Source organism: Flavobacterium sp. FlaQc-49 (genome assembly GCF_044005985.1).
Taxonomy (GTDB): Bacteria; Bacteroidota; Bacteroidia; order Flavobacteriales; family Flavobacteriaceae; genus Flavobacterium; species Flavobacterium cupriresistens.
This window is the reverse complement of record NZ_JBIPCS010000017.1, coordinates 1-26291: the sequence shown is the minus strand read 5'-3', so window position 1 is coordinate 26291 and position 26291 is coordinate 1. Positions and strand designations below refer to the sequence as shown.

At 33.9% G+C, this 26291-nt stretch carries 27 protein-coding genes and 1 rRNA gene; 14 read left to right on the top strand and 14 right to left on the bottom strand.

All coding sequences use genetic code 11. The annotated features are described in order from the left end of the window. Nucleotides 1–13: 13 nt before the first annotated feature. The 4 genes from ACHRV3_RS21830 to ACHRV3_RS21815 all read left to right on the top strand — a co-directional run bounded on the left by ACHRV3_RS21830 (nucleotide 14) and on the right by ACHRV3_RS21815 (nucleotide 2418). Nucleotides 14–577: a 30S ribosomal protein S16 gene (locus ACHRV3_RS21830; RefSeq protein WP_047777640.1), complete on the top strand. Its 564-nt coding sequence runs from the start codon at nucleotides 14–16 to the stop codon at nucleotides 575–577. 16 nt (nucleotides 578–593) lie between these two features. Then, nucleotides 594–1118, top strand: coding sequence for a ribosome maturation factor RimM (gene rimM / locus ACHRV3_RS21825; protein WP_047777639.1), 525 nt, complete (start codon nucleotides 594–596; stop codon nucleotides 1116–1118). A 122-nt stretch (nucleotides 1119–1240) separates the two neighbouring features. Then, nucleotides 1241–1591: a four helix bundle protein gene (locus tag ACHRV3_RS21820; protein ID WP_395436115.1), complete on the top strand. Its 351-nt coding sequence runs from the start codon at nucleotides 1241–1243 to the stop codon at nucleotides 1589–1591. A 119-nt stretch (nucleotides 1592–1710) separates the two neighbouring features. Beyond that, a complete protein-coding gene (locus ACHRV3_RS21815; RefSeq protein ID WP_395436117.1) occupies nucleotides 1711–2418 on the top strand; it encodes a tRNA1(Val) (adenine(37)-N6)-methyltransferase in 708 nt (235 codons plus the stop codon). Nucleotides 2419–2427: 9 nt separating this feature from the next. Here ACHRV3_RS21815 and ACHRV3_RS21810 read toward each other — a convergent pair whose 3' ends face one another. The 5 genes from ACHRV3_RS21810 to ACHRV3_RS21790 form a co-directional block, all read right to left on the bottom strand. Further along, a complete protein-coding gene (locus ACHRV3_RS21810) occupies nucleotides 2428–3681 on the bottom strand; it encodes a carboxypeptidase-like regulatory domain-containing protein (protein ID WP_395436118.1) in 1254 nt (417 codons plus the stop codon). A gap of 40 nt (nucleotides 3682–3721) precedes the next feature. Beyond that, nucleotides 3722–5017: an HlyD family secretion protein gene (locus ACHRV3_RS21805; protein WP_047777634.1), complete on the bottom strand. Its 1296-nt coding sequence runs from the start codon at nucleotides 5015–5017 to the stop codon at nucleotides 3722–3724. A gap of 2 nt (nucleotides 5018–5019) precedes the next feature. Then, nucleotides 5020–7212, bottom strand: a complete 2193-nt coding sequence (locus tag ACHRV3_RS21800; protein ID WP_047777631.1) for a peptidase domain-containing ABC transporter — start codon at nucleotides 7210–7212, stop codon at nucleotides 5020–5022. A gap of 628 nt (nucleotides 7213–7840) precedes the next feature. Then, nucleotides 7841–8077: a hypothetical protein gene (locus tag ACHRV3_RS21795; RefSeq protein ID WP_047777629.1), complete on the bottom strand. Its 237-nt coding sequence runs from the start codon at nucleotides 8075–8077 to the stop codon at nucleotides 7841–7843. A 289-nt stretch (nucleotides 8078–8366) separates the two neighbouring features. After that, nucleotides 8367–9926 carry a vitamin K epoxide reductase family protein gene (locus tag ACHRV3_RS21790; RefSeq protein WP_395436119.1) on the bottom strand — a complete coding sequence of 520 codons (1560 nt, stop codon included), beginning with the start codon at nucleotides 9924–9926 and terminating at the stop codon, nucleotides 8367–8369. 259 nt (nucleotides 9927–10185) lie between these two features. On the opposite strand from ACHRV3_RS21790, the gene ACHRV3_RS21785 reads away from it, so the two are divergent. Genes ACHRV3_RS21785 through ACHRV3_RS21770 form a run of 4 tightly spaced genes read left to right on the top strand, consistent with a single transcriptional unit; the run spans nucleotide 10186 to nucleotide 10913 of the window. Then, the gene (locus ACHRV3_RS21785; protein WP_165579380.1) at nucleotides 10186–10329 is read left to right on the top strand and encodes a hypothetical protein; all 144 of its coding nucleotides are present in this window, start codon (nucleotides 10186–10188) and stop codon (nucleotides 10327–10329) included. 45 nt (nucleotides 10330–10374) lie between these two features. Next, entirely contained in the window at nucleotides 10375–10518 is a 144-nt protein-coding gene (locus tag ACHRV3_RS21780) for an rSAM-modified peptide (RefSeq protein WP_117610342.1), read from the top strand. A gap of 52 nt (nucleotides 10519–10570) precedes the next feature. Then, a complete protein-coding gene (locus tag ACHRV3_RS21775; RefSeq protein ID WP_117610340.1) occupies nucleotides 10571–10714 on the top strand; it encodes an rSAM-modified peptide in 144 nt (47 codons plus the stop codon). Between the two features lie 46 nt (nucleotides 10715–10760). After that, the gene (locus ACHRV3_RS21770; protein ID WP_117610338.1) at nucleotides 10761–10913 is read left to right on the top strand and encodes an rSAM-modified peptide; all 153 of its coding nucleotides are present in this window, start codon (nucleotides 10761–10763) and stop codon (nucleotides 10911–10913) included. A 36-nt stretch (nucleotides 10914–10949) separates the two neighbouring features. Here the strand turns inward: ACHRV3_RS21770 and ACHRV3_RS21765 are convergent, their stop codons facing one another. Next, nucleotides 10950–12695 (bottom strand): helix-turn-helix domain-containing protein, encoded by a 1746-nt coding sequence (locus ACHRV3_RS21765; protein ID WP_395436120.1) that lies wholly within the window; start codon nucleotides 12693–12695, stop codon nucleotides 10950–10952. Nucleotides 12696–12860: 165 nt separating this feature from the next. Between ACHRV3_RS21765 and ACHRV3_RS21760 the strand changes: the two genes are divergently transcribed. The 6 genes from ACHRV3_RS21760 to ACHRV3_RS21735 all read left to right on the top strand — a co-directional run bounded on the left by ACHRV3_RS21760 (nucleotide 12861) and on the right by ACHRV3_RS21735 (nucleotide 18511). Then, nucleotides 12861–14042, top strand: a complete 1182-nt coding sequence (locus ACHRV3_RS21760) for an acyl-CoA dehydrogenase family protein (RefSeq protein WP_047777624.1) — start codon at nucleotides 12861–12863, stop codon at nucleotides 14040–14042. 85 nt (nucleotides 14043–14127) lie between these two features. Then, nucleotides 14128–14910, top strand: a complete 783-nt coding sequence (locus ACHRV3_RS21755) for a DUF3050 domain-containing protein (RefSeq protein ID WP_395436121.1) — start codon at nucleotides 14128–14130, stop codon at nucleotides 14908–14910. A gap of 66 nt (nucleotides 14911–14976) precedes the next feature. Continuing rightward, the gene (locus tag ACHRV3_RS21750; protein WP_395436122.1) at nucleotides 14977–15711 is read left to right on the top strand and encodes an SGNH/GDSL hydrolase family protein; all 735 of its coding nucleotides are present in this window, start codon (nucleotides 14977–14979) and stop codon (nucleotides 15709–15711) included. 356 nt (nucleotides 15712–16067) lie between these two features. Then, nucleotides 16068–16895: a DUF6597 domain-containing transcriptional factor gene (locus ACHRV3_RS21745; RefSeq protein WP_395436123.1), complete on the top strand. Its 828-nt coding sequence runs from the start codon at nucleotides 16068–16070 to the stop codon at nucleotides 16893–16895. A 70-nt stretch (nucleotides 16896–16965) separates the two neighbouring features. Then, on the top strand, nucleotides 16966–17928 hold the full coding sequence (locus ACHRV3_RS21740) for a nitrilase family protein (protein WP_395436124.1): 963 nt from the start codon (nucleotides 16966–16968) through the stop codon (nucleotides 17926–17928). Nucleotides 17929–18004: 76 nt separating this feature from the next. Continuing rightward, nucleotides 18005–18511, top strand: a complete 507-nt coding sequence (locus ACHRV3_RS21735; protein ID WP_230004291.1) for a GNAT family N-acetyltransferase — start codon at nucleotides 18005–18007, stop codon at nucleotides 18509–18511. Between the two features lie 137 nt (nucleotides 18512–18648). On the opposite strand, the gene ACHRV3_RS21730 is transcribed toward ACHRV3_RS21735, so the two are convergent. The 8 genes from ACHRV3_RS21730 to rrf all read right to left on the bottom strand — a co-directional run. Beyond that, a complete protein-coding gene (locus ACHRV3_RS21730; RefSeq protein WP_395436125.1) occupies nucleotides 18649–19671 on the bottom strand; it encodes a hypothetical protein in 1023 nt (340 codons plus the stop codon). After that, complete coding sequence (locus ACHRV3_RS21725; protein WP_395436126.1) at nucleotides 19649–21277, bottom strand: FAD-dependent oxidoreductase; 1629 nt, start codon at nucleotides 21275–21277, stop codon at nucleotides 19649–19651. The genes ACHRV3_RS21730 and ACHRV3_RS21725 overlap by 23 nt, the downstream gene beginning before the upstream one ends. After that, nucleotides 21255–22772 (bottom strand): polyamine aminopropyltransferase, encoded by a 1518-nt coding sequence (locus tag ACHRV3_RS21720; RefSeq protein ID WP_395436127.1) that lies wholly within the window; start codon nucleotides 22770–22772, stop codon nucleotides 21255–21257. The genes ACHRV3_RS21725 and ACHRV3_RS21720 overlap by 23 nt, the downstream gene beginning before the upstream one ends. Further along, a complete protein-coding gene (locus ACHRV3_RS21715; RefSeq protein WP_230004288.1) occupies nucleotides 22765–22980 on the bottom strand; it encodes a DUF350 domain-containing protein in 216 nt (71 codons plus the stop codon). The genes ACHRV3_RS21720 and ACHRV3_RS21715 overlap by 8 nt, the downstream gene beginning before the upstream one ends. 196 nt (nucleotides 22981–23176) lie before the next feature. Continuing rightward, nucleotides 23177–24406 (bottom strand): DUF4178 domain-containing protein, encoded by a 1230-nt coding sequence (locus ACHRV3_RS21710; protein WP_395436128.1) that lies wholly within the window; start codon nucleotides 24404–24406, stop codon nucleotides 23177–23179. A 3-nt stretch (nucleotides 24407–24409) separates the two neighbouring features. After that, nucleotides 24410–24772 (bottom strand): S-adenosylmethionine decarboxylase family protein, encoded by a 363-nt coding sequence (locus ACHRV3_RS21705; RefSeq protein WP_230004286.1) that lies wholly within the window; start codon nucleotides 24770–24772, stop codon nucleotides 24410–24412. 233 nt (nucleotides 24773–25005) lie between these two features. Beyond that, nucleotides 25006–25743: a hypothetical protein gene (locus tag ACHRV3_RS21700; protein ID WP_395436129.1), complete on the bottom strand. Its 738-nt coding sequence runs from the start codon at nucleotides 25741–25743 to the stop codon at nucleotides 25006–25008. Nucleotides 25744–26205: 462 nt separating this feature from the next. Continuing rightward, nucleotides 26206–26291 (bottom strand): 5S ribosomal RNA (gene rrf, locus ACHRV3_RS21695); the annotation flags it as partial.

Here is a 26291-nt window from a genome sequence, read left to right as displayed (position 1 = left end):
TAATCAAACGATTATGTCAGTAAAAATTAGATTACAAAGACACGGTAAAAAAGGAAAACCTTTTTACTGGGTTGTAGCTGCAGATGCACGCTCAAAAAGAGATGGTAAATACTTAGAGAAAATCGGTACTTACAATCCAAACACAAACCCAGCAACTATCGACTTAAACCTTGATAGTGCAGTTAAATGGTTACACAATGGTGCACAACCAACTGATACTGCTAGAGCTATCCTTTCTTATAAAGGTGCTTTATTGAAACACCACCTTGATGGAGGTATTCGTAAAGGTGCTTTAACTCAAGAGCAAGCTGACGTAAAATTAGCTGCTTGGTTAGATGCTAAATCTGGAAAAGTTGACGCTAAAAAAGACGGTTTAACAAAAGCACAAGCTGATGTTAAAGCTAAAGCTTTCAAAGCAGAACAAGAAGTTAACGCTAAGCGTTTAGCTGCTGCAGCTCAGGCTGAAGCTGATGCTATTGCTGCTGCAACTCCTGCAGCTGAAGAAGTTACTGAAGTTGAAGTATCAACTGAAGAAGCTCCTGCTGCTGAAGAAAATAACGAAACAACTGAAGCATAAATATTAGTTAGCGAGAATGCGTAAAGAAGAATGTTTTTATTTAGGTAAGATCGCTAAAAAATTTAGTTTCAAGGGGGAAGTCTTGGCTTATTTAGACACAGATGAACCCGAGTTATACGAAAACTTGGAATCAGTGTTTGTTGAATGCAACAAACACTTGGTTCCTTTTTTTATTGAAAAAAGCTCTTTGCACAAAAACGATTTTCTTAGAATTCGTTTTGAAGACATGAATACCGAAGAAGATGCAGATGCCATCATGGGTAATGCAATTTATCTTCCTTTAAATATGTTACCAAAACTTAGCGGTAACAAATTTTATTTTCACGAAGTTATTGGTTTCGAAATAGAAGACCAACGTTTAGGCGTTTTCGGAAAAATAGTTGCCGTAAACGATACTACTGCACAACCTCTTTTTGAAGTTTTAAATGGCGAAGTCGAAATGCTGATTCCGATGATCGACCATTTCTTAGTCAAAGTAGATCGTGAAAACAAAAAAGTCATCATGAACCTACCGGAAGGACTGGTTGAAATGTACCTTTAAATTAAATTCCAAAATTTTTAAAATTCCAAATTTTACAACCTTGCGGTTGTTTTTTAATTTGACAGAAAAATCTTATTTTATTGATATAAAACTGTTATTTTTGGTTTGTAATAATTTATATTATGAACAAACCTTATGATTTGGAGGAACGCACATATCTGTTCGCTCGGGAATGTCGACTTTATATTAAAACTTTACCCAAAACTGCATCTAATATTGAGGATGGGAAACAATTGATACGATCGTCTGGTTCGGTTGGTGCTAATTACATTGAAGCTAACGAAAAATTAAGCGATAAAGATTTAGCTTTCAGACTTAAAATAGCTAGAAAAGAAGCTAAAGAATCTAAATATTGGCTACAATTACTGCACGATTTAAATCCGGATCAAACTACATTTTCCGAATCTCTTTTAATTGAAATAGAACAATTACGAAAGATTCTATCAACAATAATTACCAAAACTGCACACTAATTAATCAAGATTTTAGTCTTACTTTTGCACCACAAAATTAGATTGCAAATTCCTTCTTCAAGCAAGACATCCCTCTTAATTGGAATTTGGAATTTTAAAAATTTGGAATTTACAACCCTATGTTTACATTCAAACAATTCTCTATTCAACAGGACAAAACCGCTATGAAAGTCGGAACAGATGGTGTCTTATTAGGCGCTTGGGCTCCCGTAAATCATAATCCGTTTAGCGTTTTAGACGTTGGTGCGGGAACGGGAGTTATTGCTCTTATGCTTGCGCAACGTACAGCTGCGGAGCAAATAGACGCTTTGGAGATTGACGAAGATGCTTACGAACAAGCTGTAGAGAATTTTGAAAATTCTCCATGGGGAGATCGTTTGTTTTGCTTTCACGCAGGCTTGGATGAGTTTATAGAAGAACCTGAGGATGAATATGACTTAATTGTTTCCAATCCCCCTTTTTATTCTGAAGATTATAAAACTGAAAGTGAACAACGCGATTTAGCCCGTTTTCAGGACGCTATGCCTTTTGAAGAATTAATTGAGGCTGCCGATTTATTGCTTTCTGAAAATGGAATATTTGCAGTTATCCTTCCTTATAAAGAAGAAGATAATTTTATTGCCCTGGCAAAAGAATCAGAGCTATACCCTACCAAAATAACTCGTGTAAAAGGTACTCCAACTTCAAGTATTAAACGCAGTTTAATGGCTTTTAGCCGAAACGAAAATACCGAAATTGAAATCGACGAACTAACAATCGAAATCGAAAGACATGTTTATACTCCCGAATATATTGCGCTAACACAGGATTTCTATCTGAAGATGTAGCGAGAAACTTTACAAATCATTGTTTTTAATCTCCGGAATGAAATTGTTATTATTCCAATATTCCGGATCTTCTGCTACTTTTACATCTAACTTTAGTCGATCTATAGGGCGTACTATTGGCAGTACTTTATCTGTATTGACATCTTCAGACATTAAATCGTAATTCGAATTTGCCTCTCCTATTTGTTTTTTCTCTACTGCTGAAAAATAACGGCTTTCCTTTTTTTCATTGCAATAATTCACAAAATATTTACCGTTTACGCATTTATAAGTCTGCGTCATTTTTACGGATGATTGAATCCATACATCATCACTATCATTTGATCGGTCTGCATTTAAAATTACATATTGCTCAAACTTTACCACAGCGAAAGAAACGGTATCGATATAAATAAACCCACTTACCGATTTAGGTGAAGGATTACCAAAACCTGTTGAATACACATCCGGCACTAAATTCTGAAAACTGATTACGTACACTTTCTTTCCGGCGTACTCAATTGTTTTTTCTTTTTTCAACTCAAATGAAGCGGTTTCATAAAATACATTTTGACCACTCAACACTATATTTCGAAAGACAACAACTCCAAAATACCCTATTCCTTCCCAATTTTCTTTTGAAGTTTCTTCCGCCTTACCTTTAAACTGAAGAATCTCCCCGAAATAATTCGCCGCTGCATCTTTGGAAACCCTAATTCCATTTGGACTATAGGTCATAATAGAAGCTGCTTCATTAACAGAAAATACACCATCCTTTTTACATTGTGCTCTAAAAAAGAATTTCTGATTAAATGGCTCCTGATAATAATTATCCTTTATATGCTGTCTTGCTTTTTTCAAAATTGTTTCCGGAGAATCCGATTTTGATTTATTTTTTGAAGACAAAACCACCATATCATTCAAAACGATTTCAGCTTCTGTTTCTTTATTTAATACAATATGAAAGGATTCATGCTTTAGTTTTTCAAGCTGAGAAACCAAAATAGTATCGGAATAATAACCCACAGCCGAAATAACCAACTGATCATTAAAACTGCTTTTTGGAATATTGAATTGGAAAATTCCTACCTCATTTGCGACACTACTTTTATTACAATTAAGCAGATACAAATCGGCATTTGGAATTACCTCTTTTGTTTTTGAATCTTTAATATCTCCTGAAACGCTAAAAGTAAGCGCTACATTTGAATTTTTAGCCGATTTCCCCTGAGCTCCTACCCATTGAAACCACGCAATAAAAACAATAAAACAGATTTTTTTCATTCTTTACTTTATACGAAGAAACTTTTCGGTTACTTAAAAATTAAACCTGTTCAAAAATACTTTTAAACTGATATAAAATTCTTTCCAGTAATCGCAAATCTTCCGTCACGATTTCGGCACTTCCTTTCATCTCTTGCTGAAACAGGATTTTCTTTTTATAAGACGTTACCAATCCGTTTGGCAAGGCAACATCCAGTAATAAATTTCCATCTTTATCGGGAACCAACGAAATATTCTGAATTGTACCATATAAAACTCCAAATTCTCTGTCGGGAAAATTGGACAGTCTTATATTCACTCTTTGTCCCACTTTTATTTTCCCGGAATTTAAAGCGGGCGCTTTAACTTTTCCGACAAAACCATTTCTTGCATCCGGAATGATCGAAAAAACATTATCTCCGGCATTAATCGTTTGATTTTCTGTCCAAACCTGTAAAAAAGTAACAACACCACTAACAGAGGATTTCAATGTATAATTAAGCTCCCAGTCTTTTATCACTTTTTTGAGCTGATAAAAAGATTGCGCCATATTGCGTCCCAGGTTAACTTCTTCTTTAGTACTGTTTATATGCGAACTTTGACTTGATTTTGTATTATCAATAAGGGAAGACCTCAATTGCGAAATCGACGATAATAAGCTCCTGTAATTCTTTTGCGCCTGAAGATAATTCAGTTTCTTAGCCTCCATTTCCTGAGTCGAAACTATTCCTTTATTAAACAAAGTTTCAAAACGGGCCACTTCGTTCTTCTGAAGTTGCAATTCGCTTTCATTGATTGCTTTTTGCTGCTGCAAAATATCCAATCGTTCTTTTATTTGAATGTTTTCTGATGTTTGCGCTCTGCTTTCTACTTCAAAAGGTTGCAAATCTTTGTTTAATTCCTGCGCCTGATAGTCTTTTTGAAAAACCGCATAAGCACTTTCAATTTCTCCTAATTGTGTATTTTTCAACAATGCAAAAGGAAAATCTTTTTTGGATTCATTGATATTGTAATGATCAACAATATCCTTCAATAAAAAAACATCTTCATAATTGGCGGTATTTTCAATAACTGCCAAAGTGGTATTTTTTTGTATGACGGCTTTATCTTTAACCAATATCGCTTCTATTCGTCCGGAGGTTTTAGAGACTATTTTTTCGGGCGGAATATTCGTTGTGATCACTATTTCAGTATTGACAACATCCGGATATTTGATAAACCAGGAAACAAAAAACAGCATCACAATTATGGTAAATATCAGTACTGTTCCCCAACGTATCATCCAATGAGGTACTTTGGTGAGTATGTCCTGAACTTCTTCACTTCTTAATTCGAATGTACTATTATCTTCTGCCATGATTAGTTTCCTAATTGTAATTGATTTCTAACCAATTCAAAATAATTCCCTTTTTGTTCTACTAAAGCCGAATGACTTCCTATTTCAATAATGCGTCCTTTATCTAAAACCACGATCTGATCCGCATTCATTACCGTACTCAGACGATGTGCAATTACCACTACAGTTTTATCTTTGAAGAAAATATCCAATTTTCGCATAATTTCCTTTTCATTATTAGCATCTAAAGCCGAAGTGGCTTCATCAAAAAACAAGATTTCCGGGTTTTTATATACCGCTCTGGCAATAAGCAATCGTTGTTTCTGACCGGTACTCATACCTAAACCTTCAGAGCCAATTTTAGTATTAAAACCCAGCGGCAAGCCACTAACATACTCTTTTATATTGGCAACATCGGCGGCATAAACCAATCGTTCTTTATTTACCTTGTCAACACCAATGGCGATATTGTTGGCGATGGTATCACTAAAAATAAAACCTTCCTGCATAACCGCACCAATATTGGCCCTCCATGCTTTTTGTGACACATTTTTTAACTGTGCAGAACCAATATGAATCTCCCCTTTTTCCGGCTCATAAAATTTAAGCAGTAATTTCATCAGAGTCGTTTTCCCGCTTCCGCTAACGCCCACTATTGCTGTAACCTTATTTGCGGGAATTATCAGGCTTAAATCATCTAAAACAGGGATATCAGAGCCTAAATAACGATAGGATAGGTTTTTTATCTCTATATCAGCGTCAAAAGGAACTTCACTCGTTTGGTGTACTTCTTGTTGTGTTTCGTCTTCTTTTTCATGAATTTCAGATAGTCTTGCCAATGAAATCTTGGCATCCTGAAGCTCTCGAACAAACTCTATAAGTTGTGTAATCGGGCCATTTAAACTCCCTACAATAGAGCTTATCGCAAGCATCATACCAAGTGTAATGGAACCGTCAATAACTAATTTGGCCGACAAAAAGATGATGAAAATATTTTTTAATTCATTGATCACTGAGGAACCGATCGTTTGTGTTTGCTCCAGGACCAGTCCTTTTATTGAAACTCTAAACAATCTTGCCTGCACATATTCCCAGCCCCAACGCTTCTGTTTTTCGGCATTGTGAAGCTTAATCTCCTGCATACCGTTGATAAGCTCCATCACTTTACTTTGCTCTTGGGAAACCTCTGCAAAACGCTTATAATCTAAAACTTCTCTTCGTTTTAAAAACAACGTGATCCACACAAAGTAAAGAACACTTCCGGCGAAGAACACAAAAAATATTTTGAGATTAAAATAAGCCAAAACGCCTCCCATCACAAACATATTGATTATGGAGAATAAAACGTTTAAGGAGGATGTAGTCAGGATACGCTCAATTCTTCTATGATCGTTTATACGCTGCATGATATCTCCCGTCATTCGCACATCAAAAAACGAAATAGGCAGATTCATTAATTTAATAAAGAAATCAGAGATGAGCGAAATGTTTATCCGCGTTGAAAGATGAAGTAATATCCAACTCCGAATGAGTTCTAAACCTGTTCTTCCGGCAAAAAGAAACAATTGCGCAAACAGAATCAGGTATATAAAATTAATATTCTGGTTCTGGATCCCGATATCAACGATACTCTGGGTTAAAAAAGGAAAAATCAATTGCAACAAACTACTGGCTAATAACCCTATACTTAATTGAACTAGAAAGGTTTTGTATCTTAAAACATATTGGGACAACAATCCAAATCCGATACCTTTATGATCTTCCTTGTCAAAATCGGTCTGAAAGAATTTTGGAGTAGCTTCGATCAACAAGGCAATTCCTTCCTGAGTTGATTCATCAGCATTGTTCCCGATCCAAAATTTAATAAAATCTTCTTTAGTGTATTCGATTAAACCAAAAGCCGGATCTGAGATATAGTAAGTGCCTCTTTTAATTTTATAAAGCACAACATAATGATTCTGATTCCAATGCAAAACACAAGGTAATGGAGCTTCTTCTAAGCGCTCCGGACTTAACTTAACTCCTAAAGTCCTGAAACCAATTTTCTCTGCTGCATCGCTCAAAAAAAGCAAATTACTTCCTTCACGAGTTGTTTCACTATGCTCCCTCAACTCCTGAATATGGATTGTCTTGCCGTAGTGCTTTGCGATAATCTTTAAACATGTGGGGCCACAATCCTTAAAATCAGCTTGTTTATAATTGGTGAATTTTTTCAATTTACTTTTGATTTATACAAATCTACATTATTTAAAAAAAACAGAGAGGAAAAAATTTCCTCTCTGTTAAAATTATTCAAAACTGTTATATTTATATTACAATAAATGATTATTCTACAATTGTCATTTCGTAATATATTTGTCCCATATTTCTATTAAAGTAAAGCTCCGCACTTGTTCGTTTGTTTCTTTCTTTTTTCAATATTTGAACTTCTTTCAGACCTTTTGGGTCCTATATTTTTTCCATCTTTAAAATAATGTTGTCCATAGCAAAAAGTGCTTACACTTCAATTTAGAATCAACATCAATTTCTCTAGGAGATGGCACCGGTTAGCTCTAACCAAATAAAACCAACTCAGTGACCAATTTTCCTGAGAATCCCAACACCAATCATCAATGTGGGGATGTTTGCCCAATGTTCCACGATCGGGCGCCTACAAATTCAAAAAAAACATGACTAAATTTTAAATAAGGCTTTATATTCGATATTTTTAAAAACTTAGAAAACTTGCAACATAAACGTAACAATCAAGAGTATCTCACTGTTTGTTTTTAGTCTGCTATTCTAATTCTCCAAGTAACTTTATAACTTTAAAATTTTCTTTATCACTAAAGAGGCAATCGTATTCTATAATTCCGGTTTTGGATTAAGTGGAAACTTGCAGTTTCCTGTACTTCCTTCCGATATTCCAGGAATTGAACCATTTGGACAATATGAAAAACAATAGGCATTTACCTGTTGTCCTCCAACATAACAAAAACATTTGCAATTTGCCGGTTGAACCGGTTGTCCACCCATAATATTTTTCAACTCATTAACTTGCAGTTTTTCTGCACCTTCAAGATTTAAAATTGCTTTTAACATAATTAAGTTTTATTGGGTTACTACTTTGTGGTTATTTATTAAAAGATTTTTCTTTTAACAACTAGATACGTTTGCAAAGAGACGAATCATAGTCACAATAAGATCCTTTTGGACACTTACCGTTCTGATCACAAGCTAATCCTCCTTTAATACCTTTTTTCTCGTTTTTAGTAAGCTCTTGAGCTCCTTCTAATTGTAGAATGTTTTTTAACATGATTATTTGGTTTTTTTGTTATTGTTTCAATTCATTTAGAAATTTGTATCTCTCTTTCTTCAAATGATTTTTGTCTTAGGCTATTTTTTCTAAAACTTCAATCTCTTTCTCTTCCACAAAATCATTTAAAAAGTATTTCAGTTCATTTAATTCATACTCATTTGGAAATATTTTCTCATTGACAATCTTAACAGGCGTATAATTAAAATTATTTTTAGAACACCAATCGTATTGTTTTTGTATCTCCTGATTTATTATCAATCCTACGGGCTCAGCATTCCATTTTTTCAACCACTTTTTGAGACCCATTTTTTTAATATGCCAATCTGAAATGGCTTCTACCGTTTTCCCTGGTGTTGATCTGTTTATAGTCAGCAATCTTTCTACAATAATCTTATACGGGTTATCTACATTCTCAGGGTTAACATTAAATAATACATTTAAAAATATTTTCTCCGGAAATCTTAAAACCAGATCAAATGCATCCTGAAATGATTTATGGCAATGTCCACAACTTGGACTAATTATAATCGCTAATTTTATTGCTGCATTTCTATTTCCAAAATTCAATCCTCTTAAATCCTCAAAATCTGACGTGTAAGGCACTTTTTGCGATAAGAAATTTAATAATGAAAAATTTCTTTTAAATTTCTTCAACTCTTTTAAATCCGAATTAACATTCAACATGTTTTTAATGATCGGTTTTAAAGCCAACCAAAAGGCTCCTAAGAACCCCAATGAGAACACAAAAGGAAAAACACTGTCAATACTAAAACTTAGTGTGAAAAAATCTGACGCAAACCAAATAATACTTTGCACTAAAATCAGAAATGAAACTGACAGACACATTACACACCACTTTTGAATCTCAAATTTCTGTATCCAAACTGATGTTACCACCACCGGAATAGCCAATAAGCTTAAAAATCCGATAAAGATTGACGAATCTGAAGGCTCTATCAAAATCGCTAAAAAGCTTGCACCAAAAAACATCAAAGGCAAATCTGAGAAACTAACCCATTTTCTACCTGAACCGTCAAAATTAAGAACAGAGTTACAAGACGTATTTGGAGTCAGGTTACAAAACTTTGAAATGATACTGCTTTTCAAACCTAATTTCTCCTGTACTATAAAAACACTAACTATTAATCCTAAAAGGGATGTAATTAAAAATAAGCTACTGAATAAATTATAGGCATTGTAAAAAAATGACAATCCAACTAAAAGAAATAAGGGAACATAATACTTTAAAGTTTTATACTCGTCTCTGAAACTATCCCTTCCAACTACATTATTTGGCTCAATTGCTACAATAACTCCATTCCAATCTAAAAGAAAGCTATCGTACGATATTTTTTGACTTCCTTTTTTAATTGTGTTGATGCGAACAAAGTCTTTTGCTCTTTCAACCAAAATAAGTTCCTCTTTAAAATAAGCTAAAAAATTAGAAGGCAAATTTTCAATCTGTTCTTTCGAAACTCTTACGGCAGCATTTTCTACTGACAACAAATCCAACGAATCTGTTATCGCAAACAAGCTTGGATAATTTGGATGAGAAAGAAACAAATCTTTGAACTCATTTTTCACTTCCGAGTACTTGTTAATTAGAAGAAATTTCTGAACCAGTTTTAACATCTTTTTGTGTCGTTTAAATCATAACTACGATGCAAATATTGTGGTTTTTATTTTAAAAAAACGCCTTTATGTATACTTTTTATTAATAATAGCACATACAATTTATAAATTATACCAGTACGAATACACTATTCAATACTCTGATATACAAATAGTTACTCAAAAACAAGTCTCTCAAAAACCTCAAAAAGGCTATTCTCGATTAAGGGTTTTGCTTTTTGCCTAGTTTTGAAAAAGTTAAACGCTAACACAATAAAACATGACAAAAAAAAAGGCAACAATCAAAGATTTTCAAGTAGAAAAATTACCTGAAAATCATCAAAAAAAAGTACTTGGAGGAGCATCTCTGGAGGAAGACAAAGACCCAATTCGGGGTGGTGGAGGTAACGCCGGAAACGGCTAAAAAATTCTTAAAAATAAAATTATACAAATTCTAAATACTCAAGTTATGAAAACTAAAATAGTAAAATTAGAAGATTTTGAAACAGCAAAATTATCCAAAAAACAACAAAAAATGATTCATGGCGGAGATGCGCCGATAGATGGAAAAGATCCTATAAAAGGTGGTGGTAATACAGGAGGGAATGGATAAAAAACTACAAAAAAATTGACACTAAAAATATAAATCATTAATTTACAACATCATGAAAACTAAAAAGATAAAATTCGAAGATTTTAAAGCAGATAAATTATCTAAAAAACAACAAAAAGCGGTCCGTGGCGGGGATGGTCCAATAGATGTAAAAGATCCTATAAAAGGCGGTGGAAATACAGGTGGAAACGGATAACTAACTATAAAAAATTAACTCAAACAAACCAATAATTTAGAAAACCATGAAAATTAGAACATTTAACCTTGAAGACTTTGGAACAGAAAAATTACCTAAAAATCAACTAAAAACAGTTCGAGGCGGAGACGAGTGGGTCGACGGAAAAGATCCAATAAGAGGTACTGGTCACACCGGTAGCACAGGCGGTAACGGGTAACTCCCTAAAACTGTATTACTTTATACAAATTCTTCATTAAATATTATTCGCAAACTGAGCTGGAGACACTCCAGTTCTTTTGCGAAATGATTTCGCAAAGGATACTGCATTCTTAAATCCGACGCTTTCAGCAATCGCTTGAGTAGAATATTTCCGATACATGTGATTGGTAATCATTTGATTGATTACATAATTGATTTTTAACTCGTTAGAATATTCTCCAAAAGATTTACCAAATCGCTTGTTTACGATATAGGACAGATAAGTGGTATTTGTTTTTATCTTTTTTGCAACATAAGACAACGTAAAATCGGCATTCAAATACTCTAATTTATTTTCTAAAGCCAGCAATTTTTCGACAATTTTATTCTCTTTATCCTCGTCGATACTCAGATTGACGTTTTCTTTCTTAATAAGCGGATCCTCTTCTTGATCGATCAGTACGGTTTCGGTTTCGGAATTCTCTTTTTTCTCCAGATTGGCTTTAAATTCTTCAATCAGGGCATTCATTTTCTTATGCGCCTTGTTTTTATCTCTTATGTTTTTTATCAGTAAGAAAACAATTCCAACGACAAGTAAAACATAAAACACCTTTAATGCTTTATTAAAGAAAACTTCAAATTCGTATTTTTTCTGAATGGTAACCATCTCCTCACTCAAATCTCCGACTCCCAGTTTATAATTAACTTCCAGGGCTTCATTATTTAGTTTGGCTTCCGTTTTTTCATAATTATCCAGATAGTTTTTTGAATATTTAAAGGCCAATTCGGGTTCCTTAAATATATTATAGATTTTTGCCTGATAATAATTTGACTTTAAAAAACTTTCATCTTTTGAATTATCTATTAAGGAGACTGAATCTACTTTTTTAAAGAAAACTAAGGCTTTGTCGTACTTTTTTACTTCATAATATAAATTACCTAAATTATAGTTGGCTACTTTAAATTCTGATTTATAATTGTTCTGTTTCGCAAAAAATATAATATCATAGTAGGCTTTTTCTGCATTCTTAAAATCATTCTTCATGTAATAAACATTTCCCAGACTGATCTTAGCCCCAATATTATTAATTGGAAAGTCATGAGAGAAAGACACTGTTTTTTTGTAAAAGTATGCGGCAGAATCCAGCAGAAACAACTTTGTACGATTTTTCATGTACCAGCCTTCATAAGATCCTGCTAAATGAAGATTGTTATTACTCTTTATAATATTGTATTGCTCTTTGGAATAATAACTTTCATTTTTATCTATAAAGTCATTAAGATACCTTAAGTTTTTTATGGCCAACTGATAGTTACCAACTTCTTCATTAATAATAGCAATATTACTTTTAAACTTTATTATCTGGATAATATCACCCAATTGTATTGAAAGTTTTATTCCCGTCTGATAGTTTTCAAGAGCCTCTCCAAAATTACCTCTTTTCCATTCGATTAGTCCGCCGTAATTATAGAGGTACGATTTAAGTTGCGTTTTATCTCTTGAATCCGGCATTTTATTCAAATAATTAAATGCTAGTACATACTTTTCTTTTGATTTTACCGTTTCAGATTTTAATTGAAACAAATATGCCAATGCCCCATTTGCAAAAGCCAAATGTTTGTCATTATTAGATTTGAGCATCTCATAGGCGTACGTAATCGCCAGGTCTCTGTCTGTATTCCCGCTTATTCGTATTTTATCCTGTAAAAGTAAATATTCCTGCTCCGTCAATTCTTTCTTTTGCAGGGCAAAAGTAATATTCAGAACAAAAAGAAGTAAAAAAGAGATGATCAGCCTCATTTAAATTGAATTTGAAACTCAAAATTAGTTTATAAATAACCAATAAACTAGTATTAGTTTCTCTTATTCTTATTTTTTTTTATTCAACGATATAAAAATATAACAAATTAACTGTATTTTGTTATATTTTTATTGCGTAAATTTGTTTTGTAAAACTAACAAAAAATGAAACCAGACTTATTTCAGGCCCCGGATTATTACAATCTTGACGATTTATTGACAGACGAACACAAATTGGTTCGCGACTCAGCACGAGCATGGGTAAAAAGAGAAGTTTCTCCTATTATAGAAGAATACGCTCAAAAAGCAGAATTTCCAAAACAGATTATCAAAGGTCTTGGAGAAATTGGTGGTTTTGGTCCTTACATTCCGGTAGAATATGGCGGAGCAGGATTAGACCAGATTTCTTATGGTTTGATCATGCAAGAAATCGAACGCGGTGACTCCGGTGTACGATCGACTTCTTCTGTTCAATCCTCTTTGGTAATGTACCCAATCTGGAAATATGGTAATGAAGAGCAAAGAGTGAAATACCTTCCAAAATTAGCAACCGGTGAATTCATAGGTTGTTTTGGTCTAACAGAACCTGATCATGGTTCGGATCCGGGAAGTATGATTACCAATTTTAAGGATATGGGAGATCATTATCTTTTAAATGGTGCCAAAATGTGGATTTCAAATGCCCCTTTTGCAGATATTGCTGTAGTTTGGGCTAAAAATGAAGAGGGAAGAATTCACGGTTTAATTGTAGAGCGTGGAATGGAAGGTTTTTCTACTCCTGAAACCCATAATAAATGGTCCCTTCGTGCGTCATCAACCGGAGAATTAATCTTTGATAATGTAAAAGTTCCAAAAGAAAACCTTCTACCAAATAAATCAGGTTTAGGTGCACCTCTAGGATGTTTAGATTCAGCCAGATACGGAATTGCCTGGGGAGCTATCGGAGCTGCGATGGATTGTTATGATACGGCTTTACGTTATGCCAAAGAAAGAATTCAATTTGGAAAACCAATTGCAGGAACTCAATTACAGCAAAAGAAATTAGCTGAAATGATTACCGAAATCACAAAAGCGCAATTGTTAACTTGGCGTTTAGGTGTTTTGAGAAATGAAGGAAAGGCAACAACCTCTCAAATCTCGATGGCAAAAAGAAATAATGTCGACATGGCCATTCATATTGCACGTGAAGCCAGACAAATGTTAGGTGGAATGGGAATCACCGGCGAATATTCGATTATGCGTCATATGATGAACCTGGAAAGTGTCATTACTTACGAAGGAACGCATGATATTCATTTACTGATTACAGGAATGGATGTAACTGGAATTCCAGCGTTTAAATCGTAAATAACTATTAAAATATACACAAAATCAATATTAAAAGCTTCTTCTTACCAAGAAGCTTTTTATCTTTGTACCAAAATTTACAGAAATGAATATTGAAACTATAAACAATAGCATTCAACCTCAAAAAGACAAGCTTTTACAACATTCTTTGTACAATAAAATCCAGAATATTGATGATCTTCATAGCTTTCTGGAAAACCATGTTTTTGCTGTTTGGGATTTTATGTCATTGCTAAAAGCACTACAAACGAAACTTACCTGCACTACAACACCATGGTTTGCAACAAAAAACCCTGAGACAAGATATTTAATCAACGAAATTGTTCTGGCGGAAGAAACTGATTTAACTCTTGACGGAAGAAGACAAAGCCATTACGAAATGTATCTGGAAGCTATGGAAGACTGTGGCGCTGATACAACCGGAATTAATGCTTTTTTATCTGAAGTACATTCACTTCATAACATCTTTGTTGCTATCAAACAAAGTACTTTACCAATTGAGGTAAAAGCGTTTCTAGATTTTACTTTCAGGGTAATTGAACAAGGAAAACCGCATGAAATTGCTGCCGCATTTACCTTTGGAAGAGAAGATTTAATTCCGGGTATGTTTACCGAAATTCTAAAAAACTTCCAAAAGAACTTGCCTGAAATCAATTTAAGCAAACTGCTTTATTATTTTGAAAGACATATCGAGCTTGATGCTGATGAACATGGACCAATGGCCATGCAAATGATTACTGACTTATGCGGTGATGATGCACAGAAATGGAAAGAAGTTGAAGAAGTTTCTATTTTAGCACTAGAAAAAAGAATCGGTCTTTGGAATGCAATCGAAGAAGAAATTGTCATGAAAGCAGAAATGGTGTAAAAACCAAAGCTCCCTATTTAACGTAACTATTTGTTTAGAATGACCTAAATTTAATTTAGCTAAATTATGACAACAGCGTTCAAACAAATAGTTATTGTTTTTCTTTCCATCTTCCTTATTAGTTGCAATTCTGATGAAGGCACTACAGAGAATACTATTGTGCCTCCCACAAAGCCTGTTCCAAATGCAATAAAATATTTAGCTTTGGGAGACAGCTATACAATAGGTCAGAGTGTATGTGAAACCTGCAATTTTCCCACGCAACTTCAGGCAACCTTGCGAGCCATTTATCCACAAAGCAATACCGCATTAAAAATAATTGCCACAACAGGCTGGACAACCTCAAATTTACTTTCAGCAATAAACGTAGAGAAGCCAGAGCCTAACTATGATTTTGTCACTTTACTAATTGGTGTAAACAACCAATATCAAGGAAAAAGTTTTTCGATCTATGAAAAAGAATTCCCCGAATTAGTTACCAAAGCAATCACTCTGGCGAAAGGTGATAAAAAGAATGTTATTGTAATTTCGATTCCCGATTATGCCTATACTCGTTTTGGGCAAATTCAAATGGGGGGTCAGGGTGAAATAATAAGCTCAGAAATAGACCAATACAATAGTTTTGCAGAGAATTATTGCAAAAATAACGATATTGTCTTCGTATCCATAACAGATATTACAAGACAGGGACTCAAGAACACCTCCTTAGTCGCCTCAGACGGTCTACATCCATCGGAGAGCGCTTATAAGTTATTCAATGAAAGAATACTGCCTAAAATAATAATAACGCTTCAGGATTAATATTTTAGCATAACTATCTCTTTATCATCGCCATAATATACTCATCAGAAAAGAAAAAATGGCACCAAGCATAAACCATAGTAATTTCGAAACCCGATTGTCGCGTATAATTTCAATTTTATTCACATCTTTCATAATACAATTTTAATTGACAAAATTAAAATGCAATCAAAAAACAGAAAGTCTATAAAGGCCATTAATATACCAGATTAAGACAAATATCAATTCATAAAGAGAAACCCTCAAAAGAATATATTTTCTTCAAGAACTACTGCAAAATCAGAAAAAACTCGAAAAATATATTTAATTTTACTTCATTCTGCTACCGGCAACACAGGTTAAAAGAACAATAAACGATGCAAGTTGTACCTCCAAAAGAATTATCACCTTATATAAAACATTATCTTTTTTTAGAAAGAAAAGGCAATGATATTCAAAAACTTCGCTTATTTTCTGATGGTAATACCGGTATCGTATTCTCGTTGAAAAGCAAACTTATATCGGGATTTGATAATTACAAAACACAAAATTATCTGCCTACTTCTTTTTTATATGGACAGCTAAATAATTTTAAAGACGTTTATTCCGGTAGCGAAATGTCGATTGTAATTGTAGTTTTTCAACCAAACGGCTTACATCAGCTTCTGGGAGTTGACAGCGGCGAATTTCGTGATTCCATTATCACGGTTGATGCTATATTTGGTCAAATGGGCAGGGATCTCGAGGAAAAATTAGGCGCATTACTAACAATTCCGGATCGCTTACAACTCCTGAATCATTTTTTTAAAACGCTTGAAGCGAAAAAACCACAGACAAACCAATTAATAGCGGATGCCTCCTTAGCTTTTATCATCAAAAATAAAGGACAGTTTTCTCTAAAACAATTAGTTGCTTACACCGGTTACACGGAAAGACATATTGAAAGAAAATTTACGGAGGGTGTTGGATTAAACCCAAAAAAGTTTGGCAATATTATAAAATTGCATCATTTTCTGAAACTTCTTAAAAACAAAACGGAAAACACCTCCCTTACATCAATTTCTTATGAAACAGGATTTTCCGATCAATCACATCTCATAAAAGAATTTAAGAAGCATACGGGTATGACACCCAGTGAGTATCTGCTTAATACGGGGAAATTGACGAACAATTTTATCGAGACTTTTCCAAAGAATGCGCTTTAAATGTCGGTTTTATACAATTTATCGATTCACGCTACTCTTACTTTTGGGCTATTCTTAAATAGTCCATCAAATGAAAAATCTAAAAATAGCCACTGCTCAGTTTGAAAACAAGAGCGGTGACAAAAACTACAATTTAACTGTAATTGAAGAACTTACAAAAAAAGCTTCAGCAGAAGGTTGCGATGTGATTGCATTTCACGAATGCTCTATTACCGGATATACTTTCGCCAGACATTTATCGAAAGAGCAGATGCTGGAAATCGCAGAAATAATTCCAACCGGGGGTAGTATTTTAAAACTTATCGAAATAGCCAAAACATATAACATTGTTATACTGGCAGGCCTTTTTGAAAAAGACGAAAATGACGCTTTATTTAAAGCTTATGTCTGCGTCGATAAAAATGGTTTAGTTGCCAAATACCGCAAACTTCACCCTTTTATAAACCCCTATCTCACTCCCGGAAACGAATATTGCATCTTTGAAATCAAGGGATGGAAATGTGGCATCTTAATTTGTTATGACAATAACATTATCGAAAATGTACGGGCAACAACGCTATTGGGGGCTCAAATTATTTTTATGCCTCATGTCACCATGTGCACCCCCTCTACCCGACCTGGCGCCGGTTTTGTCGCTCCTGAGCTCTGGAAAAATCGCGAAACCGACCCGACTTCTTTACGAATAGAATTTGACGGGATGAAAGGCCGAGACTGGTTAATGAAATGGCTGCCCGCAAGAGCCTACGACAATGCCATATACGCAGTTTTCTCCAACCCAATTGGTATGGATGATGATCAATTGAAGAATGGTTGTTCCATGATCATTGATCCTTTTGGGGATATCATCTCCGAATGCCGTTCTTTTGAAGACTCCTTTGCAACTGCACTCATTACCCCTGAAAAATGCATTCAGGCAGGAGGGAATCGCTACCTAAAAGCCCGAAGACCTGATTTATATCGAGATATTATTGGCCAGGACCACCAATCCGAACAAAATGTAGCATGGCTAACTACAGCAAATAAGAAAAGTTAAAACTAAAAATTTCAAAGTCTTTCACCTCCCAAAAATCTATCTTTGATAGAGATTAATTTACAGCATAAACACAATAATGGAATTTCTTAAAACTACAAACAAAGATATCGATGCCGTTTTCGATATATATAATGAGGCAACCTCTTACCAAAAAACGGTCAACATAAAAAGCTGGAGAGGCTTTGAAAAATCACTAATAGAAACTGAAATTAAAGAAGACCGGCATTTTATAATAAAAGAAGACGATGAAATAGCCTGCACTTTTGTTCTTACTTTTAATGACTTAATCATCTGGAAAGAAGCCGCTGCAGATCCTGCGGTATACATTCATCGTATTGCTACGAATCCAAAATTCCGAGGTCGTTCTTATGTTAAAAAAATCATAGAATGGGTAAAAATATATGCCGTTCAAAATGATAAAACCTATATCAGACTTGACACGCACAGCGGAAATGAAAGAATAAATAAGTATTACACAAGTTGTGGTTTTGACTACAAAGGCATCAGTACTATCGAATGGACATCAGAATTACCGGAACATTATAAGGAAGGATCTTTTAGTTTGTTTGAAATTAAACTTTAAGAAAATGGTTTAAAAGAATAGAAAGCCCCTTACGATAACTTCGCAGGGGGTTTGTTCTGTTTATAAATCCTCTGAGGAGCTTTATTTTATGATTTTCAAAATCAAAGAAACCTTATAAAGATAAATTTACAACGGCCTTACCCTTTCTTAGATTTCCATATAAATCCATCGAGAATATAATGTGTAAATTGTGGAACGCTCAGCAATGGCACTGCCAAAAACTCCCATCCTGAAAAATTTATTGCTTCAAAAGAAATATTTTCATTCCAGACAAAAACTTCCCAAAGAAATTCTTCTGCAAAAGCAATGCATAATAAGATTATTGCATAAATAAAAATGCCTTTGTACTTTTTCAAATAACGTAGTTTCCCTAACTCCGAATCTGTTTTACCATCGATTTCTCTAAAATAAACCAGCGCCATATAAGGGATTCCATGAGAAATAACATTCAGCAATGTAAAAATCAAATCATCATTAAAATAAACAATTCCGAAGTACCAGGAAAGTGCTGTGCCTAAAATAATACTGTTTTTAGGGATATTAAAAAATCTCGTTTTTATACTACTGTGAAGTGTATAAATTAGATAAATTGACAGAATTGCAACATAAACCCAAAACGCAATTGATAAAATCGATTCGTTATGGAAACGAAAAAATTCGTTTTCGACGAACCAGTTGAACTTTCGCGGAGACGACAAAAACCAATACAACATCGGATATCCTGTTGAGGAATAAATCGTGAGATTGTCTATCCAAACCGACAATTTTGCTTTGTTTTCATTTCGTGCATACAATCTCATAAAACCATATTGCTGTCTGATAAAATGATAAACGGCCACATAAGCCAGAAAAGACCAAAACACAATTCCTCCAAAAGCGAAGAGAATAAATCCAATAGAAAAACAAATTACAGGTAAAATCGTCAGCAGTTTTTTTCTTTTTTCGAACTCGTCTTTTACAAAATAGGTTTTAAATAAAGTAGCATAAACATGCGCAACATCGATAAAAACAATTAAAAAAAGCCAAGTATAAAATGAATACTGCTCTTCGATCTTACTGATAAAATCCTGAAACAGAAAAATGATGGCCAACACAAAAAAGGACGGGCCAATTATAAAAAGAAAATCTGTTTTAGCTTTATGAATCCAGGGTTGTCTCATCTAAAATCTGATTTACGGTATTAATTCCGCAGTGAAAAGCTTCTTCAAAAATAGAAATTCCAGACAAATCGGTATGGGCAAAAAACACCCGATTTTCTATATTTTTTTTAGCTTGTTTTTTGGCCTCTCCAAATATAAAACCCGGAACCGGACTTATCATACCGTGTCCCAATACAAAAACCTCCATTTCTTCTGTAACATTTTCAATATCCGGATGTGCAATTTTCAGGTCATCAAACACCATTTGTTTCCAATGTTCCGTTTTCTTTTTATAAATTTCTTTTCTCGTCTTTTTAAGATCCGCACTTGAGAAACTATAATAATAGGTAATCACTTTTTTAGTCTGAACCTGATTTAAAGACTGATGTTGATCGTATACATATCCCAATCCTTTTGATCCGTAAATCACATTATCCCAAGATAACGGAAAGCTGAAATCATCCTCCAAGTCAGAAACTACAAGTGTTGCGAGAAGCCAGGGTGTATAATGAAAATGTTTTGTTAACTCCTTTCTGTCTTTTAGAATATATTGATTCACAAATTGAGGCGTTGCCATTATCACTTTATCAGCAACAATAGTAACAGCAGTTTTTTTATGGTCATCAAATGTTTTAACGATAACTTTATTATTCTCGATTTTAAGTTCGTAAACCAAATGATTTTTAAGTGCTTTATCTTTAGAATATTTCTTTAAATGACTTGCTAATCTGGCATTCCCTTCAGGCCAGGTTAACACACTATCTCTTTTATCTGATGTTGCATCCTGCTTTCTACCGGCAAAATAATGAATTCCCGCCCAGGCCGAAACGTATTCTATTCCCAATCCAAAATCGTCTTTACAACAATAATCGATATACTTAAATAAAGGTTCTGATTTGAAATTGTTTTTTTCAAACCACTCTTTCATCGTTATTTTATCTAAAGCTCTGGTATTTTCATCTGCAGAAGAAAGGTGAAGCGGAATATCAAACAAGTACTTCCCGTCTGCTCCTTTTTTTGTTCTAAAAGTATCCATTTGCTCAAAAAAGGCTTTCAATTCTGCGTCTTCCGCCGGAGAATTTCCTTCTTTTGGAACTACACCTTCCTGCCAATTATTTTTATAGAACAATCTTTCATCTGGTGCAAAAGTAAGTTGCAACTCATCAAAAACAGGAAGTCCGTTTGAATCGTAACCTTGTATTATTTTTTCTTCTTCCAGAAAATTCAATAGTTCTTTATCCTTAAAGTTAGGCAAGGGCAGATAATGTGCCCCAAGTGGAAACTTAGAATGTTGATTCTCGCCATTTGAAGAATTTCCGCCTAAGTGCCCTTCCAATTCCACAAGAATAAAATCAGAAATGCCTCTTTTTGTCAATTGACGTGCCGCACTTAAACCAGAAATCCCACCTCCAACTATAAGATAAGGTGTTTGAATCTGAGAAGATGATTCAGGAAAATCTTTGATCCACAATCGATGTCCCAAAAGATGTTTGGTTCCTGACAAACGAATCATGAAAACGGCAATTTTATCTGTACAAAACTGCAAAAACGGAACAAGAAGCAGAGAAGCTGTAATTCCTTTTACAAAACTTCGTCTGGAACTACTATAATTTTCCCCATTCTTCATCAAAATAGCGCACTAAAATTTGGTTATCTAAACGATTGATCTCAATTTCATTTGAAATCATATCTTTAGTAAAGTAGTTAAATCGGTCAAACTGATAATTATAAAACTTCAGTCCCGATGCTTTTCTGTTTACCGTATTAAAAGTGGTGTTAAAACCATTTATTGCAATGGTAAACCCCCATTCTCCAAACGACGGAACATACGCATGATAAGCATCTGTCTGAGGGAAAACAGCCATTACTGTTTTATTGATACACCAAAATGATTTTGGTGCAAAATAAGGTGAAGTTGTTTGTACCACTATCGCAGCATCCGGTTGGAGAATACTTTGAATGGTCTGATAAAAGTTTAATGAATATAACTTCCCCAGACTGTAATTAGACGGATCAGGAAAATCGATAATTGCAACATCATATTTTACTTTTGAACTTTTTGCCCAAATATAAGCATCCGTATTGATTACAGTAACTTTCGGATTTTTTAACGAATTCTGATTCAGATCTGTCAATACTTTATTGGTTTTAAACAATTTAGTCATTCCCTCATCTAAATCAACCAAAGTAATTGTTTTTACATTTTTGTATTTCAGAATTTCGCGCACTGCCAGACCGTCTCCCCCACCTAATACCAAAACATGATCTGCTTTTTTGGCAATTGACATTACGGGATGTACGAGTGCTTCGTGGTAACGATATTCATCAGCAGAACTAAACTGTAAGTTATTATTAAGATACAACCTGTAATCGCTCTTATTATGCGTCAGGACAATCCGTTGATAAGGAGTTGAATTGGTATAAATGATATTTTCTCCGTACAATTTTCCTTCTGAGTACGACAGGATATTCTCTGAAAATATAAAAACAGTCAGTAATACCAAGAACGAAAAAATAGCTTTTGCTTTTAAAAAATAGCTCTTTTTTAATTCCGATTCTAAAACAAAACACAGTGCGATTGCAATACTGACATTAATCATTCCAAAAAACAAGGAAGTCCCCATAATTCCTAACTTCGGAACTAAAATTAAAGGAAAAAGAATAGAGGCCAATAAAGCTCCGATATAATCAAAAGTAAAAACATTCGAAACCAAATCTTTAAACTCGACTTTATCTTTTAGTATGTTCATCAGTAACGGAATTTCCAGTCCGACTAAAAAACCGGTTACAAAAACAAGCAGGTATAAAATAAATTGAAAGGAAGCTACACTTTCAAACAGTAAAAACAAGACAACCGAACTCAATCCTCCAATTAACCCCACTAATATTTCGATTTCGACGAAAGTATTCAGTAGGTTTTTATTGAAAAACTTAGAAAAAAAAGAGCCTATACCCATCGAAAACAGATATACACCAATGATAAATGAAAATTGCTTTACAGAATCGCCTAATAAATAACTTGCGAGTGTTCCTGCAACAAGTTCGTAAACAAGTCCACAGGTTGCAATTATAAAAACAGCAAAAAGAAGCAAAAATTCAAACTTGATAAACTTTTTACCCATGTATTGCGGCACTAATAATCATTGAAATCCCAATGATAAATGATGCAAGCACAATTGCAACAGCAACATTGTTTTTTTCAACGACTTCTTTCCAGGTATTTTCCGGAGTAATTTTCTCGATTATAAAATAGGCGGCTAACAAAATAATGATTCCTAAAAACGAAAAAAGAATCGAATTGATAATGGGTTGGTAGTGTATTAAATCCATAGTTTAAAGACTTATTTATGATAAAAACGGTTTATTGAACTTCTATTTCCTGACGAACTGTAACTTTCTGTTGATTCGCAATCACAGATTCGGTTTCCCGAATACGCAAAATGCAAATAGACCCCAAAGCAAAGCAATCCTATAGCTATTGCTACTAAATTATTTTTTATAAAATCAAATGTATTTTTCATATTGTTTATTCGCTATAAGGGGAATAACTACTGTCTGCCCATCTTCTTTTTTCAAAATTAAATCTGGCAAACCCGATAATAACAAGAATAACAATCATAAAGATAATAACCAGCCAGACATTTCGATTTGAAGGCTCGTTCCAGACTACTTTAAACTTCATCACATTATTACGAACATCCTCGGGTGCTTTCTGAGGTTTAATCAAAAGGTGGTATTTCCCTCCTTTTACCCCGCAGATATTAAATTCTTCGGATTGCTTACCTTCTGTCCAACTTGAACCGTCTTCATAACCGGAATAATATTCGATATCCTTATTGGCATGAGTTTCTTCATTTGTTTTTTCATCGACCAGAGCAATGTCAACATTCGCCCAGGAATTATCAACCTCGGTCGAAACCCAAATAGTCAATGGAGCAGAACCTCCTTTTAACTCAAACGAGTCGCTTAGAAATTCTTTGTTATTATAGCGATCAAAAGTAATTTCTTTAGAAAATACGTTTTGTTCTACCTGATTTTTATAAATATACCAATTTGAGGAAATAATCAATAAAGCGAAAAGACAAAATATAATAGCTGTATTACTCAAGTTAAAGTAAAAAGGCTGCACCACATTTACACCGGTCTGATATCTTAATAAACTGCTAGGAAATGCTTTCCTAATCTCATCTTTACTAATATACTCCCCTAAATAAGTGGTTTCAACTTTATCCATTTTTTCGATAGAAACCATAAATGGAGGTCTTATATACTCCACCATATGAATCCACGTATTAGGCAATGAAAAATCGAAAAAACCCTGAGCTGTTTCAATTGCGGCATCGCAATATTCGTACAGATTAAAATTATCTTCTTTATATTCCAACGAACGCGGATGCTTCTTTACATCATATTTATCCTCAATTTCCTTTAAAAATATCCAATGACCGTTTACTTCAGAGAGGTAAACAAATTCATTTGTTGCACTGGTTAGAATATATTCTCGCCATAGATGTACTCGGCCTACTACTTTGACCATCATACCTGTAACAGTATACTCTTTTCCTTTCAGAAATCCTTTATTTCCGACAGCAAAAGCAAAACCATCTTTGTTAGGCTTATACTTAGATTTTCGTTTAAATTGTCCGTCATCCTGTTTTACATACAAACTACAGCATCCTGGACAGACAAAATTAACCACTTCAAAACCAACCTCTAATTCGGTAACGGTATTACAATCGTAACAAGGAACTTTCATATATTAACGGTTAATTTCAAAATCTTTTATAATTGTTCCTTCAAAATAGGCAACATAATCTGCCATAACATCTTTTACCTTTTGTGAATTATCCTGCAGGTAATTACACAAATAAACATCAAGAGTTAACTGATTGTACTCCGGCCAGGTATGTATACAAATATGAGATTCTTTTAAACAAAATGAGATCGTAAAACTGTCGTTTTCGAAATTGTGAACAACAACGCCTACTTTTTCCAAGGAATATTTTTCTAAAATCAAATGGGTAGCAGCAACAAAACCATTACTATCAGTAAGTTTATGAGTTTCATCAACATGTAAAGTAACCAGTTTATGCAATCCTGGCGAATAAGGAGGTAAATCCATTAAAGTTATTTAGGTAACAAAAGTGGGCAAATATATACTATTTTATTTAATAATTTTAACTTAAAAAAGACTAAAAATTATTCATCACCAGCTGTTTTCGGGCACAATCCTGATTACTGAAACTATCTGCTTATTTCAAAAAGTTGCTTCTATCCCATTAACCACTATATCTCTTGCGGCATTAGAACAAATAAGAATAGAAATTCATTAAACAAAAAGCACTGTAACTGCAATCATTTAATTTCTTTTGAATAGGCACTCTTATAATTGACAAGTTGATCACATAAAAAAAACTTGATTTTCAAATCATCCTTACTGTTTATAATTTCCTGAACCTCTTTTTGATCCACAAGGAAATAACAAAACTTAGACAATTCCTCTTCTGGAATTTTTAAAGTTCTTAAAATATACTCTCGATGATTATCGTTAAAAAACTTAATGTTTGTTTCCTTACTTTCAATCAAAATCAAATTTTTCAATTTCTTAGTTCTACCATTAATTGCATTAAGTATAGGATCCACTTCCATTGACCCCACCAAAAGCCCCAATAAGTGTATGGGTTTAAAATCACCGGCAGTATACAGTTGTCGTTCAACCTGAGTTTTTCTTTTTATCGCTTTGGGTATGATCCCTAACGAAACAGCATTGATTTCATTGTTTTTATCTATTGTGACCTCTTTTAGTTGATATGCTCTTTTGTTCATTTGAACCTTCACTTCCGACATTAAAATATCCTCAGCTTTAACTGAAAGCCTCAAAACCTCTAAATCAATTGAAGAGAATAAAAGGATATCCCCTTCTCTAACTTTGATTAAAAAAGCCCCAAATTTGTCTGTAACTCCTGAATTCACATCAAACTTATCCGACGAAGACTCATTTATAACATTGACATTACCATACGGAATAGCATCTACAACGACAAACCCTTTTACTACTATTCTCTGCTGAGAAAAACCATATGATGAAAGCAATAAAAAAGCGATTACCAGTATTCTCATACGTGTTTGTTATCTAAATTTTGGAAACCTAATTTAAAATAGGTCGATTGAGTACCCAAAACTAAAAATAAATCTTCACCCAAATTTAAATTTAACTTATTTTTCTGACAAGAAGCTTCCCTCTCCTTTATTTTGGTTTAAAAGTTCGTGGTATTCTATTGTTTTTGTAGTTCTATTTACGAAAACAGATTTTTTTTTGAAGCAAAAATCTCATTTTAAAGACCTCTTTGGTTCACTAAACAAAAGTTAGGTTCAAAACTTCTAAAATTCTTATCTGCACTGTTTTTTTTTAGCCATAAAGTTCGCAATGGGCTTACGTAAAGGACGCGAAGATAAAACTAATCTGGACTTACATCACTTATATGGTTTAAAAAAGCAAAACCAAAAAAGTCTAAAAACAAAAAACCCTATCCGATTTGGATAGGGTTTTTAAAAGAAAGGCGACGACATACTCTCCCACATAACTGCAGTACCATCTGCGCAGGCGGGCTTAACTACTCTGTTCGGGATGGGAAGAGGTG

What these genes read in the sequence shown, in the direction of transcription:
- ACHRV3_RS21830 (WP_047777640.1), top strand. Translation starts at nt 14, where the DNA reads ATGTCAGTAAAAATTAGATTACAAAGACACGGTAAAAAAGGAAAACCT.
- rimM (WP_047777639.1), top strand. Translation starts at nt 594, where the DNA reads ATGCGTAAAGAAGAATGTTTTTATTTAGGTAAGATCGCTAAAAAATTT.
- ACHRV3_RS21820 (WP_395436115.1), top strand. Translation starts at nt 1,241, where the DNA reads ATGAACAAACCTTATGATTTGGAGGAACGCACATATCTGTTCGCTCGG.
- ACHRV3_RS21815 (WP_395436117.1), top strand. Translation starts at nt 1,711, where the DNA reads ATGTTTACATTCAAACAATTCTCTATTCAACAGGACAAAACCGCTATG.
- ACHRV3_RS21810 (WP_395436118.1), bottom strand. Translation starts at nt 3,681, where the DNA reads ATGAAAAAAATCTGTTTTATTGTTTTTATTGCGTGGTTTCAATGGGTA.
- ACHRV3_RS21805 (WP_047777634.1), bottom strand. Translation starts at nt 5,017, where the DNA reads ATGGCAGAAGATAATAGTACATTCGAATTAAGAAGTGAAGAAGTTCAG.
- ACHRV3_RS21795 (WP_047777629.1), bottom strand. Translation starts at nt 8,077, where the DNA reads ATGTTAAAAGCAATTTTAAATCTTGAAGGTGCAGAAAAACTGCAAGTT.
- ACHRV3_RS21790 (WP_395436119.1), bottom strand. Translation starts at nt 9,926, where the DNA reads ATGTTAAAACTGGTTCAGAAATTTCTTCTAATTAACAAGTACTCGGAA.
- ACHRV3_RS21785 (WP_165579380.1), top strand. Translation starts at nt 10,186, where the DNA reads ATGACAAAAAAAAAGGCAACAATCAAAGATTTTCAAGTAGAAAAATTA.
- ACHRV3_RS21780 (WP_117610342.1), top strand. Translation starts at nt 10,375, where the DNA reads ATGAAAACTAAAATAGTAAAATTAGAAGATTTTGAAACAGCAAAATTA.
- ACHRV3_RS21775 (WP_117610340.1), top strand. Translation starts at nt 10,571, where the DNA reads ATGAAAACTAAAAAGATAAAATTCGAAGATTTTAAAGCAGATAAATTA.
- ACHRV3_RS21770 (WP_117610338.1), top strand. Translation starts at nt 10,761, where the DNA reads ATGAAAATTAGAACATTTAACCTTGAAGACTTTGGAACAGAAAAATTA.
- ACHRV3_RS21765 (WP_395436120.1), bottom strand. Translation starts at nt 12,695, where the DNA reads ATGAGGCTGATCATCTCTTTTTTACTTCTTTTTGTTCTGAATATTACT.
- ACHRV3_RS21760 (WP_047777624.1), top strand. Translation starts at nt 12,861, where the DNA reads ATGAAACCAGACTTATTTCAGGCCCCGGATTATTACAATCTTGACGAT.
- ACHRV3_RS21755 (WP_395436121.1), top strand. Translation starts at nt 14,128, where the DNA reads ATGAATATTGAAACTATAAACAATAGCATTCAACCTCAAAAAGACAAG.
- ACHRV3_RS21750 (WP_395436122.1), top strand. Translation starts at nt 14,977, where the DNA reads ATGACAACAGCGTTCAAACAAATAGTTATTGTTTTTCTTTCCATCTTC.
- ACHRV3_RS21745 (WP_395436123.1), top strand. Translation starts at nt 16,068, where the DNA reads ATGCAAGTTGTACCTCCAAAAGAATTATCACCTTATATAAAACATTAT.
- ACHRV3_RS21740 (WP_395436124.1), top strand. Translation starts at nt 16,966, where the DNA reads ATGAAAAATCTAAAAATAGCCACTGCTCAGTTTGAAAACAAGAGCGGT.
- ACHRV3_RS21735 (WP_230004291.1), top strand. Translation starts at nt 18,005, where the DNA reads ATGGAATTTCTTAAAACTACAAACAAAGATATCGATGCCGTTTTCGAT.
- ACHRV3_RS21730 (WP_395436125.1), bottom strand. Translation starts at nt 19,671, where the DNA reads ATGAGACAACCCTGGATTCATAAAGCTAAAACAGATTTTCTTTTTATA.
- ACHRV3_RS21725 (WP_395436126.1), bottom strand. Translation starts at nt 21,277, where the DNA reads ATGAAGAATGGGGAAAATTATAGTAGTTCCAGACGAAGTTTTGTAAAA.
- ACHRV3_RS21720 (WP_395436127.1), bottom strand. Translation starts at nt 22,772, where the DNA reads ATGGGTAAAAAGTTTATCAAGTTTGAATTTTTGCTTCTTTTTGCTGTT.
- ACHRV3_RS21715 (WP_230004288.1), bottom strand. Translation starts at nt 22,980, where the DNA reads ATGGATTTAATACACTACCAACCCATTATCAATTCGATTCTTTTTTCG.
- ACHRV3_RS21710 (WP_395436128.1), bottom strand. Translation starts at nt 24,406, where the DNA reads ATGAAAGTTCCTTGTTACGATTGTAATACCGTTACCGAATTAGAGGTT.
- ACHRV3_RS21705 (WP_230004286.1), bottom strand. Translation starts at nt 24,772, where the DNA reads ATGGATTTACCTCCTTATTCGCCAGGATTGCATAAACTGGTTACTTTA.